The organism is Flavobacterium sp. OHVDL-2026-0007, from assembly GCF_059882335.1.
This window is the reverse complement of record NZ_CM187612.1, coordinates 4,261,909-4,275,456: the sequence shown is the minus strand read 5'-3', so window position 1 is coordinate 4,275,456 and position 13,548 is coordinate 4,261,909. Positions and strand designations below refer to the sequence as shown.

Genomic DNA, 13,548 nt, shown 5'->3' with positions numbered 1-13,548 from the left:
TTTTATTATAAAGTAAAATTAAGACCAGCTGTAAAGGTGGTTGACTGCGGATAACCAAAGCCTGCATTCTCAGGATCAACACCCGTGAAATTTTTAGCATCAAGGATCAATAAATTTTGCCCACTGATGAAGAATCTAAAGCTTTCCATATTCATTTTTTTCAATACATCTTTTGGCAAGCTGTATCCAAATTGCAAAACACGTAACTTAAGATAGTTTCCATTTTCCACGTAATAAGTGGAGAATCTAGACTCTGCATTTCTATCTACAGTAGTCAAAGCTGGAATCGTAGAATTTGGATTATCTACCGACCACGCATTCAACAATCGAGTTCCTTTGTTAGACCCTACGTCATCAACACTCCAAAAATCAGTTTGAAACTTCGTATTATTGATTACATCAACATTACTTACCCCTTCCCAGAATGTCGAGAAATCGAAATTTTTATAGTTCAATCCTAAATTAAACCCATAAAGTAAACGAGCGTTTGGATTCCCTATCCATGTACGATCTTTATCGGTAATAGCTCCATCTCCATTTAAATCTTGATAGCGAATTCTTCCCAATCCTTTCCCTTCCTGAATGGCTGAGTTGTCTACTTCGCTCTGGCTTTTAAATAATCCATCAGTCACATAACCGTACATTGAATTAACTGGTCGACCCAAAATATTGTCATTCAATCCGTCTCCTCCATAATTATTTCTTACTTCATCCGGCAATTGTGTGATTTTATTCTTGTTCCCTGACACATTAGCTGAAATATCATATTTCAAACCAAATGAAGTTTCATCGTGGTATCCTAAAGTAAATTCCCATCCTTCATTTTCCATCGAAGCACCGTTTACCCAACGATTTCCACCTTCACCTATTACGCCTAAAAATGGTGGTAATACCAAGATATCTTCTGTTTTCTTGATGTAATAATCAACCGATCCGCTTAATTTTTGTTTGAATAATCCAAAATCTAAACCAATGTTGGTTTGCGTAGTGGTTTCCCATTTTAAATTATCATTACCCGATTGCGTAGCGATAAAACCCGAAGGAAGTAATCCATTTCCATTTCCTGCAATATCATAAGCTGTACCAAAAGAGGTCGCCCAAGTCGGACTTCCACCAGCATAGCTAGCCAAATACAAACTGTAAACCGCTGTATTACTGATTTCCTGATTTCCGGTCTGTCCCCATCCTGCACGCAGTTTTAAATCAGAGAAAACTGGCGCATTATTTTTGATGAAATTTTCATTACTGATTCTCCACCCAGCTGAAACCGCTGGAAAAGTTCCGAATTGATTGTTTTTACCAAAACGAGATGAACCATCGCGACGAATTGTAGCCGAAAGTAAATAACGATTATCAAACTCGTAATCCGCCTTTCCAAAATAAGAAAGCAAAGAGTAGGATGTTGATGTTCCACTTGTAAATGATTCTCCTGTTCCTGCATCAGGATACATATAATCTGGTGTTTCAATCAAAAAGTCGTTTTTACGTAAAGTCGTGGTATCAAACATCTCTTTGTACATCTCCGTTCCTGCCATTAAATTCAAATTACTTTTTCCGAAATTCAAACTATAAATTGCCGTGTTGGTCCATGTCCATTTATCGCTCACCGATTGATCAATAGTCACCGATGACTGATCGTTTTGCAAATAACCTGATTGGTAACTGCGTTGCAAAGTGCGTTTTTTATAAGACCCATAATCGATACCAAAACTACTTCTAATATGAAGATTTTTGATTACTTCTAAATCAGCATACATATTTCCGAAAAGACGCAAATAATCGTATTTATTGTCTTTATTATATTCTAAAAGACGAACCGGATTTTGCCTGTCGTTCATTCCTCCAACAGGTCCTCCCCAACCTTTACCGTCAACGGTACGTATTGGAATAATAGGCACAGCACGAAGCGCCTGTTCTAAAACTCCCGGATCAGTTACTTCGTTGGTACGGTTCATGGAAAAATTTTCTCCAATAACCAATTTACCGTCGAAATACTTATAAGAGCTATTCATACGGGCCGAAATTCTTTCAAAATCCGTTGTTTTGACCACACCTTCATTTCCATAATACCCCAACGAAAAAACATAACTTCCTTTATCTGAAGCATTGGAAACCGATAAATCATACGATTTAGCTATTCCAGTTTGCGAGATCGCATCATACCAATTTGTATCTGCTGATTTCAGGGTTTTAGCCGCATCTAAATATTCTGGAATCAATATCTTATTTAATTGTGGTTTACCGTTATTTACAGCCCAATCAAATTGATAACGTAAGTTATTACTATTTGGGTTTTGACCATCGTTAATATTGGCTTGCCATAATGCCTGACCAAATTGATCTGCATTGAGTACCTCTAACTTTCTTGAATAATTAGAAAGAGAAGTATACGTATTAAAATTAATTCTCATTTTACCCTCTTTTCCCTTTTTGGTCGTGATGATAATAACCCCATTAGAGGCGCGAGAACCATAAATACTAGCCGAGGATGCATCTTTTAAAACCTGAATCGATTCAATATCATTTGGGTTTAATTCCTGCATTCCTGATTTGGTAGGCATACCATCTATTACATAAAGAGGATCTGTGTTGTTTAAAGTTCCAACACCACGAATGATCACTTTTGTATTTCCTCCACTAGGAGAACCATCAGACGAAATTTTCACCCCGGCCACTCTTCCTTGCAGCGCTTTAATGGGATTAGGTTCTGGTTGTTTCATGACTTGTTTCATGTCCACAACGGCTACAGCACCAGTAATATCGGTCTTTTTCTGTTTTGAGTAACCTGTTACTACAACTTCATTCAGTTGATTGTTATTCGGTTTTAGTGTTATTTTGATTAGGTTTTGTCCTTTAACAGGAATCGATTGCGATCCATATCCGATAAAAGAAACCACAATTGTGGCCTCTGCATCAATTTCTTGGAAAGAAAAATTTCCATCAAAATCGGCTACTGTACTGGTATTGGTTCCTGAAATAATAATAGTGGCTCCAGGAAGTGGCATTCCGTCATCTGACGAAACCACCGTTCCTTTAATCCCGCCTTCCTGTGCACTCATCATCAGCACTGGAAGGAAGAAAAATAGAAAATAAATAATTTTACTTTTCATAATTAATGGTTTTGGTTTTGGTTTTAGTTTATATTTAATTGGTTGTATACGAGATTACTCAATTCGATTCCTTGGTTTGAAGAAACGGACAGATTGGTAAATGGCTGGCTTGAGAAAAAGATTTCGGTCATCACTTTTTCGCCATTATTGTAAAATATTTCAATGGATGTTTTGTCTAAAATGATTTTAAAAACCCCTTCCTTTTGGTTGCCATCTAATCCTGCTTTGCTGATCGTTGAAGCAAACTTATCTGAGAAATCATTTTTACCAGATTTTGAACGATCCACAAATAAATAGTGCTCTGAATTATTGATCCCAAAAATCAAAGATTCTCCCGCTTTATTAGAAAGTGTAAAACTGTAGTTATCTTGTTTAAGGTTTTTTATATTAAAACTGATCATCGCCTTGGTTAAATCAATTTTACCAGCTTCAAGCATCGCTAATTGTCCTTTTCCTTTTAGACTCTTCTTAGTAATCGTTTTAGAAATATATCTATTGATTTCCTTCACCGGATTATTAATCAAACTATAGTCATTTCCCTTTTTGATTAACTGAATTTCTCGAGCAATTGTCGTACTGCTTCTCCACGCTGTAGTAGGAACTTGTTGCGCATAATCCCAATTGGACATCCATCCAATAAATAATCGTCGTCCATCAGCACCGGGTACATTATTCCAAGTAACGCCTGCATAGTTATCTTTACCGTAGTCAATCCAAACGGCTTTTTCCTTTTCTACTCTTTTAGCAAAGTTGGCATCAAGTGTAAACGTAGTTCCATCAAAGTCACCGATAAAATATTGGGTTCCTGAACCTCCATTGGCGCCGCCTGGGTTTAAATTTTGAATGAGCGCCCATTTGGTTTCATTAGTGCCTTTTACTTTTATTGGAAAGAAATCTGGACATTCCCAAACCCCTCCGTGAGCACCAATGTTTTTTCCAAACTCAGACAAATATTTCCATTCTTTCAAGTTTTTAGAGCTATAGAACTGAGTTCGGTCCTGCGCAGCAACAGCCATAATCCATTGCTGATGAATTTCATCCCAATTCACCTTTGGATCACGAAAATCACGAATTCCAGGATTCTTCACAACAGGGTTTCCTTCCTCAAACTTCCGCCATGTAAAACCATTATCATTCGAATAGGCAATGTCTTGTTGTTCCACATCAATTTTACCTTCTTTTTCTTTGGTCATATCATGCAGGGTATAAATTGCAACAATAGGCGCCAATTTTCCTGTACCTAAACCTGAAGTATTATGTGTATCTACAACTGCACTTCCTGAAAAAATGTATTTGTCATTCTCGGGATATAACGCAATAGGTTGCTCCACCCATTTTACTAAATCTTTACTAATAGCATGTCCCCAATGCATAGGTCCCCAAACACTTTTATCGGGATAATATTGGTAAAACAAATGATAATATCCATCAGCATAGAACATTCCGTTGGGATCGTTCATCCATCCTTTTTTGGGTGTAAAATGAAAATTAGGTCGATACATTTGTTCCTCTACGGTAGTGGATACAGAAACAGCAGTATTTTGTCCAACAGCTGAAAAGGGTTTAACTCCTCCTATTGAAAGGAGTATCGCACTATAAAATGCTAGGGGTAGATGTTTCGTTGATTTCATTTTTTTTGATATTTTTTTTGGTTAGATTTTCGCTTAATATTTCTAAAGACATTCCTTTGGTTTCCGGCATGATAAAAATGACAAACAGTAATTGTAACACCATCATCAAGGCAAAGATTAAGAAGACAACTTCTGGTCCTATCTCTGAGAATAACATCGGAATTAAAGAAGGAATAATCGCGGCCAAGACCCAATGCACTGAACTTCCAAAAGCTTGTCCTGAAGCCCTAATATGGTTTGGAAAAATTTCTGAGATGAATACCCAAATAACAGCTCCTTGCCCAATGGCGTGTGAAGCGATGAATAAGAAAAGAAAAATAGGTACTGATAATCCTCCCCAATTGTAATAAAAAGCGGCTGAGACTAATCCTAAAGAAATGATGTATCCGATAGAACCAATATACATCAATAACTTTCTTCCTAATTTGTCAATTAAGGCCACTCCTATTAAAGTGAAAATAAGATTGGTGATCCCAATTCCGATACTACTCAATAGAGCCGTGTTTTGTCCTAAACCTGCTTCTTCAAAAATCCTTGGTGCATAATATAAAAAGGCATTTATTCCAGAAAACTGATTAAAAAACGCAATTAAGAAAGCCAGAATCAAAGGGAAACGGTATTTTTTCATGAAAATGTTCTCATGTTTGGTAGTGCCATTTTCTCTTGAATCATCCATAAGATCCGTAAGGTCTGCTGATGGATCAATTTGAAACAACACTTTACGTGCCTCTTCATCACGGTTTTTAGATAGTAACCATCTCGGACTTTCAGGAATTGTCAATATGAAAAGTATATAAATGACAGAAGGAATAGCCTGAACACCCACCATCCAACGCCAAGCGTTTTCTCCAATATCTTTTAAAAAGTAATTCGATATAAAGGCAATTAAGATTCCCAATACAATATTAAACTGATATAACGCCACTAGACGACCACGTTTGTCAGCTGGAGCAATTTCAGAAACATAAGCTGGAGCGGCTATGGTTGAAGCACCAACACCTAAACCTCCAATAAATCTGAAAGCAGCAAAAACAAATGGATCATTGGCAAAAGAAGCACCAATGGCTGAAATAAAGTATAGAATCCCTATCCAAAATAAGGTTTTTTTACGACCTATTTTATCCGTGGGAATTCCCCCAAAAATGGCACCTACAACTGTACCCCAAAGCGCCATTGCCATCACAACAGATCCATGAAAAGCATCAGATGAATGCCAAAGAAGCTGCAATTGTTTATCAGCTCCAGAAATAACTACGGTATCAAAACCGAATAGAAAACCTGCTAGTGCAGCAGTAACAGACCAAATCAATATCTTATTCATTGTAGATGTATTAAAAACTTGTTGCTAAGATATCCGCAATAAAAACAACTTATTTTTAATGATGTTACAATTTAATTCTATAATTATTGATAGTTTCTCATTTAATCAGCAAAGCCTTTATTTACAAGGCTTTACATGAATTAAAAATTATCTACGAAAACCGTGTAGTTACGATTTTGTTACATAAGGTACAAAATTGATACCTGATTTGTTACCATTTGAAAACAATACTAATTGGATGATTTGTATTCCTTTGGTGAAATTCCAAATTTATTCTTAAAAGCTGTAGAAAAATAGTTTGGAGAAGAAAATCCAAGGGAGTAGGCAATTTCAGAAATATTCATATTATTAGCCTTTAAAAGCTCTGCTGCCTTCTCTAATTTTACATTATTAATATGATCACTAATATTAATTCCGATAATGGCTTTTACCTTTCGATACAACTGCACTCTGGAAACTCCAAGTTTATCCGCTAAATCTTCAACAGAGAATTTAGGGTCTTCCACATTTCGCGTAATCATATCATTCATTTTGGTAATGAAAGCTTGTTCTTGATTCCCAAATTTAGACTCAGGCTCCACACGATAGATGTTATTGGTATAATAGTAACGAAGCTTTTCCCTGTTGAAAAGTAAGCTCGAAATGGACTGCTTTAAAATAGCCAGACTAAAAGGTTTAGTGAGATATTGATCAACCCCGCTTTGCAATCCTTTCAAAACAGCTTCTTTGTTACTTTGAGCCGTTAAAATAATAATGGGAATATGCGAAGAACGCAGATCCTTTTTTAATTCCTTACTAATTTCATAACCATCTTTGTCTACCAAATTAATGTCGCAAATAATGATATCGGGAACAATTTCCATCGTTTTTTCAATAGCATCACTTCCGTCTGAAGTATGTACTACATATTCATTTGATAATTTAGACTTTAAAAAGGCCACCAAATCGATGTTGTCTTCTATAACCAATAGCGTATGTTTTTCTGATTCCGCAATATCCTTCACTTCATTCAAATCATTTTCTATATCTAAATTATCTGTTACTAAATTGGGCGTAATGGGTAGATTTTCTGCTTTATTGACGATCTCTGAAGGCTGCAAATGACTACTTCCTTTTAAGAGCGTAATGACAAATTCACTTCCTTGTTTGGATTTTAATTCTATTGTCCCTTGATGTAAAAGCACAAATTCTTTGGAAAGATGAAGTCCTATTCCTGAACTATTTTTATTATTATTCGAAGCTCTAAAGAAAGGATTAAAAACATTAGACCATTCATTTTCAGGAATTCCAATCCCCGAATCCTTACAACTAATTTTAACCGTATTGTCTTGGTTTTCCACAATTGAAATCGCTATTTTCCCATTATCAGGAGTGAATTTGAAGGCATTAGAGAGTAAATTGAAGTACACTTTATCCATCAATCCACGATCAATATACAATTCCAGATTTTTGTTTTTACAACTAAGCTGAAAATCTATATTTCTACGAGCAGCTTCGCCTTTAAAGTTGGTCATGACCTCGTTTGTAAAATCATAAATCTTAGTATTGGTGGCTCTTAAGGTAAATTTTTGCTCTTCAATTTTTCTAAAATCCAACAGCTGATTGATCAATCTCAGTAATCTATTAGAGTTTTTGTGAATTAACTTTACTTCATCAATAAGTGCTGTTCCTTTAATTTTTTCATTTTCAATTAACGATTCCACATAACTCATAATTAAAGTGATGGGTGTTTTAAATTCATGCGAAAGACCTGTAAAGAAATTCAATTTTGCTTCATTGCTTCTCTGCGCTATTTGGGCCATTTCTTGAATTTCATTATTCTGATCAATGACCGTTTGATTAATCCTTTCGAGTTGTTTCTTTTTTCTGGATATAGAAATAGTCGAATAAATACTGTACAGGGTTAAACTCAAAATAATCACCAAGAAAAAGCTCAGCAACCGAACCAGATTATTCTGAGAAGCATATTCCCTTTCCTGCACGTTTATCGCTCCTTGCTGCGACTCAATAACACTTTGTTGCTGATCGACTTTATCCATTTGGTTCTCAATAATTTCAGCATTGTTTTGGTCGATCACAATGGTACTGAGAATATTATTTTTAGAAACGGCCTCTTTATTATACATCTTTAAAGCCAATTTTAAAGCTTCATTGCCTCCTGTGGGATATAAAATGGTCGCATTTAAAACACCGCTTTTCACCAACTCTATACCACCATTAACTGTATTGAGTCCATCAACGCCAATAAATTTAATTTTCTTTTCTAAGCCTACTGTTTTAGCCGTTTCCCAGGCACTTAAAGCCATCCGATCATTGTGGGCAAAAATATATTCGATGTCAGGGTTTTGTGAAAGAATGGTTTTTAAGGGCACCTTAACCGATTCACCCTCCCAGTCGCCTTGAATCGTGTTTTCCACTTTGAATCGCTTGTTTTCATGGATTACCTGATCAAATCCTAAACTACGTTCATAGGCTGGCGACGAACCATTTGCACCCGTAATTTCAATAATTTTACCGGAACCTTTACTGTGCGAAATAATATAGCGAGCAGCGATTCTACCAATTTCAATATTATCCGCCCCTAGGTATGCCGTATACTTTTCGCCCTCAATTTTTCGATCTACTACCAGAACTGGAATACCCGCTTTTATCGATTTTTCAACAACGGCTGTCAGCGGTTTAGACTCAATTGGAGATACAATAATAACATCTACTTTATTAGAGATGAATCTTTCAATGTCCTCAATCTGTTTTTCTATATTGTTATTGGCATCACTGATCTTGAGTTGGATTTCTGGTCGAAGAGATGCTTCCACTCTTATCGAGCCATTCATTTGTTTGCGCCAATCATCTGTAGTCATGGCTTGCGAAAATCCCACTTTGATTTTATCCCCCTGTTTTTGTTTACAGGAAACGAAACTTAATGATGCTACCAAAAGCATCAAAATATATTTTACAAATTGATACATGAATTTACGAGTTTAGGTAAATAGAAATGAGTTCTTAAAGCTGCTTCTTGAATCCACGACTTGTCAAAATAATTAGGAAGGTTTATTTTGTTATGACAAGCAAGAAGGGAATATACACTTCAGAAAGTAAAATTAAACTTTTATTTCATCTAAGCAAACCAGTAAGTGAATATCTACGCATAATAAAGAGCATCAATACAACACATTACCTTGCTTTCGCAAATAAACCCTACATCAATTCCTCTACAAATCACTTAGAGGTATTTTTATTTTTGAATACATTCTGTCCTATTCTTTCAAAAAAGTGATCTTTAAAAGTCGCGCCAATGGGCAATTCCTTAGCGTTGATAAAAACCGAAAAACTATCGGTAGATTCAATTTGCTTCAGCGCAACAACATAGGATTTGTGAATCTGAATAAACTCCATTTCAGGAAGTGATTCTAGTACATTTCTCAGCGAAGAGTGCGTGATAATTTGCTGTTTTTGAGTATGAACACAAACATAGTTCTGAAGACTTTCTACATACAGAATATCATTTAAAAACAACTTCTGAAATTTATTTTTGCCATCTGTTTTCACAAAAATAAAATCGGCTGTATGGTTGGTAGCAGCCACCGCTTTGGAGTCTCCATTTAGTTTAGAGACCGCTTGGTAAAAACGCTCAAAGGCAATGGGCTTCAGTAAATAATCAACGGCATTTAATTCATACCCTTCTAAAGCAAAATCAGGATAGGCCGTTGTAAAAATAACTCTTATCTCTTTGGAAATAATTTTAGAAAGCTGCAACCCTGTCAACTGAGGCATTTGAATATCCAAAAAAATCACATCCACACTTTGTGTATTGAGAAATTCTAAGGCTTTTAATGGATCATTAAAAACGCCCACTTTCTCGAGAAAAGAAACTTTCTGGATGTAATTCTCTAAAATACGAGTTGCTGGCGGCTCATCATCCACTATGATACATTTAAACTTCATATAGCTGCTTTTAATTGTTCACCACTGATCTCTATCAAGCCTTACATTAATTGATCTTACTTACACCCCCTTCTCATTAGTGTGTACGACTCCTCTTATTGCGTTAAAGGTATTCTTAAATACGTTTTAAAGATATCATTTTCTGCTGTTTTTTCAAGTATAAACTGCGTTTTATACGCATATTCCAAACGCTTCCTCAAATTCTCAAAACCAATTCCAGTTGAAGAATACTTTTCCCCTTCCACATTATAGTTAAAGGTAGTAACCTCCAAAAAACCGACCTTTATTTTAATATCAATTACGGCCTTTTTATGCACATCATTTAATTTTCCATGCTTGAAGACATTCTCTATAAAATGAATTAAAACTGCTGAAAGGATTTTTTCCGTTGTATAAGAACCTTCAATTTGGAAATCTAAAAAAAGTTGATCTTCAAACCTTTTTTGCTGCAAATGAATATAGTTTTGAATAAACAGTATTTCTTTCGAAAGTACAGCCTCATCTTTATCGGTCTCTGTAATGACATAGCGCAATAAATCCGAAAGCACTAAAACATCATTAGCCATGTCATCCTCTTTTAGTATTAATTGACTATAAAACGAATTGAGCGTATTGAATAAAAAATGCGGGCTCACTTGTGACTTTAGCATCTGAAACTCTGCTTTTTTATTCTCCAAGAGTAATTCTTGATTTTGTTGTTGGGTACTTTGAAACTGCCAAAACAAATAACTTAAGGCACTAAAAATCACTGCCGGTAGTCCAAAAAACAAATTATCACGCAGGTAAAAACTCCATACTCTGGTTTCTTCAGCATAGTTATGAATTCCAGTAATTTGAAATACGATCACTTCTTGAATCAAATAACGTATTGCTGTAAAAAGAATTAATGAAAAGGGGATCGTCAAAAAATAAAAATGAATTTTCTTCTTGTTCAAAAACCAATCACAAAAAGTATAAAAATTGATAATATAGACCACAAAGACAGCAAGTAAAAATGTTCCGATAATCCACAAATACAGTTTGGTGGAATCCAATATAGCAATCCGATTGTTTATCCCATAATCCCAAAGACAGTACGTCAAAAACAATCCTAGGAAAAGGACAATGTGATAATAGAACGGAATTTTTAGTTTCATAATACGCTGGTTGTACTTTCAAAAATACAACTATCACCTTATAAAAAAAGACTATTTATACAAAACCGCAGTTTCTTGGGACCTACCATCAAAAATAGTATATCAAATTTTTCGACCACTACTACTAAGGGTTGATCATTCCAAAGCTGCTGTTGATCAAAAACGCAAAATCCAACTCAAAGGCTAGGCTACATTTGCGATGAATTTAAAACCAATTACCATGAAAAAAATCACCTTATTACTATTGCTTATTTTTGCATTTCAGTCCATCCTAGGACAATCTAAAAAGAAACAAATTCTTTTAATCGGTACTTTTCACTTTGAAAACCCGGGCTTAGATGTTGCCAAAGTAAATACCTTTAATGTACTGAGTACCAAAAGCCAACAAGAACTAGAAGACATCAGTACTAAAATAAAAGCATTTGGCCCTGATAAAATATTTATAGAATGGAATTATGAAAAACAAGCGCAATTGGATAAATTCTACGGAAAAAACACCGATAGTTTACTGCTTAAAAAGGCCGATGAACGCGTACAACTAGCCTTAAGAACCGCCAAAAAGTTAGGCCACAAAAAGCTCTTCGCCATTGACTACAACAAAACTACCTTTCCTTATGATAGTTTGGTACAAGGAATGAAGCAGGCCAATCAACTTGATTTACTCAAAAGAAGCGAAGAAGAAATGATCGCTTTTGAAAAAAGCACCAATCAAAAAATAGCCACCTCTTCCCTAACCGACTTACTATTGCATTTCAATACTAAAAAAACAATGGAACAAGACTTGAGATGGTACCATGAAATCGCTCTAAGAGGAGGTAACACGGACAATTTTGTGGGCGCTTATTTGGTTTCAGAATGGTACCGAAGAAACCTATATATGTATGCGCTGATCCAGAAACTAACCCAAAATACGGATAACAAAATAATGGTTTTACTTGGAGCAAGCCACGCAGCGATGCTCAGAGAGTTCATCGCCTATGATCCTACTTTTGAATTGGTAGAGTTGTCCACCGTCCTAAAACAATAGCGCTATTGTTTAAAATGAAAAATCCATTCCGAAAACGGAATGGATTTTTTATGTTTTGAAAATGCACCGTAATGAATCTTCTTTTGCTTGTATCTTATTTAGATAATGCAGCTTTAACTTGATCAGCAGCTTCTTGGAATTGAACTGCAGATAAAATTGGCATACCTGAATTGTCAATTAATTCTTTTGCAATTTCAGCATTTGTTCCTTGCAAACGAACAATAATAGGCACATTGATTGCATCACCCATATTTTTGTAAGCATCAACAACTCCTTGCGCCACACGGTCACAACGAACGATTCCACCAAAAATATTAATCAAAATAGCTTTTACGTTAGGATCTTTTAAGATAATACGGAAAGCCGTTTCAACACGTTTAGCATCAGCAGTTCCACCTACGTCTAAGAAGTTAGCAGGCTCAAAACCAGCATACTTAATTAAGTCCATAGTAGCCATTGCAAGACCAGCACCGTTTACCATACATCCAACTGTTCCGTCAAGATCTACGTAATTCAATCCTACTTCTTTAGCTTCAACCTCGATTGGATTCTCCTCACGGATATCACGCATTTCAGCATATTTAGGTTGTCTGTATAAAGCATTATCATCGATATTTACTTTAGCATCAACCGCCATAATTTTATTATCTGAAGTTTTAAGAACTGGGTTAATCTCAAACATAGAAGCATCAGAACCAATGTAAGCATTGTATAATGAATCAATGAATTTTACCATTTCTTTAAAAGCATTTCCAGAAAGACCTAAGTTAAAAGCAATTCTTCTTGCTTGAAAACCTTGTAATCCAACATTAGGATCAACTTCTTCAGTAAAAATTAAATGTGGTGTGTGTTCAGCAACTTCTTCAATATCCATTCCACCTTCTGTAGAATACATAATCATGTTACGACCTGTACCTCTATTCAATAAAACAGAAACATAAAATTCAGAAGTTTCGCTTTCACCAGGATAGTATACATCTTCAGCAACTAAAATCTTATTCACTTTCTTACCTTCAGCAGAAGTCTGAGGTGTGATCAATTGCATTCCGATAATTTGTTCTGCAATTTCTTCAACCTGTTGCAAGTTTTTAGCCAACTTCACTCCACCACCTTTTCCACGTCCACCTGCGTGAATCTGTGCTTTTATCACGTGCCATCCTGTACCAGTTTCGGCAGTTAATTGTTTTGCAGCAGCTACAGCTTCAACCGCATTATTAGCCACAATTCCGCGTTGAATGCGTACTCCGTAACTAGCTAAAATTTCTTTTCCTTGATATTCGTGTATGTTCATAATATAGAATTTGTCTGGTTCTGAATTTATTTCAGAATAAAAGTGCGACAAAAGTAGCAAAATTCAACTTAATAGTAAAATCTTTTT

The 13,548-nt window shown here is 35.5% G+C and carries 8 protein-coding genes; 1 reads left to right on the top strand and 7 read right to left on the bottom strand.

The annotated features are described in order from the left end of the window. Positions 1-5 precede the first annotated feature (5 nt). The 6 genes from AC51AA_RS17565 to AC51AA_RS17540 form a co-directional block, all read right to left on the bottom strand. Complete coding sequence (locus AC51AA_RS17565; RefSeq protein WP_500703491.1) at positions 6-3,110, bottom strand: SusC/RagA family TonB-linked outer membrane protein; 3,105 nt, start codon at positions 3,108-3,110, stop codon at positions 6-8. Between the two features lie 23 nt (positions 3,111-3,133). Continuing rightward, positions 3,134-4,741 (bottom strand): glycoside hydrolase family 32 protein, encoded by a 1,608-nt coding sequence (locus tag AC51AA_RS17560; RefSeq protein WP_500703490.1) that lies wholly within the window; start codon positions 4,739-4,741, stop codon positions 3,134-3,136. Continuing rightward, a complete protein-coding gene (locus AC51AA_RS17555; protein WP_500703489.1) occupies positions 4,704-6,062 on the bottom strand; it encodes a sugar porter family MFS transporter in 1,359 nt (452 codons plus the stop codon). The genes AC51AA_RS17560 and AC51AA_RS17555 overlap by 38 nt, the downstream gene beginning before the upstream one ends. 230 nt (positions 6,063-6,292) lie before the next feature. Next, positions 6,293-9,031: a substrate-binding domain-containing protein gene (locus AC51AA_RS17550; protein WP_500703488.1), complete on the bottom strand. Its 2,739-nt coding sequence runs from the start codon at positions 9,029-9,031 to the stop codon at positions 6,293-6,295. 250 nt (positions 9,032-9,281) lie between these two features. Then, the gene (locus AC51AA_RS17545; protein WP_500703487.1) at positions 9,282-10,007 is read right to left on the bottom strand and encodes a LytR/AlgR family response regulator transcription factor; all 726 of its coding nucleotides are present in this window, start codon (positions 10,005-10,007) and stop codon (positions 9,282-9,284) included. A gap of 95 nt (positions 10,008-10,102) precedes the next feature. Then, the gene (locus tag AC51AA_RS17540; protein ID WP_500703486.1) at positions 10,103-11,143 is read right to left on the bottom strand and encodes a sensor histidine kinase; all 1,041 of its coding nucleotides are present in this window, start codon (positions 11,141-11,143) and stop codon (positions 10,103-10,105) included. Between the two features lie 220 nt (positions 11,144-11,363). On the opposite strand from AC51AA_RS17540, the gene AC51AA_RS17535 reads away from it, so the two are divergent. Beyond that, the gene (locus tag AC51AA_RS17535) at positions 11,364-12,170 is read left to right on the top strand and encodes a DUF5694 domain-containing protein (RefSeq protein ID WP_500703485.1); all 807 of its coding nucleotides are present in this window, start codon (positions 11,364-11,366) and stop codon (positions 12,168-12,170) included. A 94-nt stretch (positions 12,171-12,264) separates the two neighbouring features. Here the strand turns inward: AC51AA_RS17535 and sucC are convergent, their stop codons facing one another. After that, a complete protein-coding gene (sucC, locus tag AC51AA_RS17530; protein ID WP_500703484.1) occupies positions 12,265-13,461 on the bottom strand; it encodes an ADP-forming succinate--CoA ligase subunit beta in 1,197 nt (398 codons plus the stop codon). Positions 13,462-13,548 lie beyond the last annotated feature (87 nt).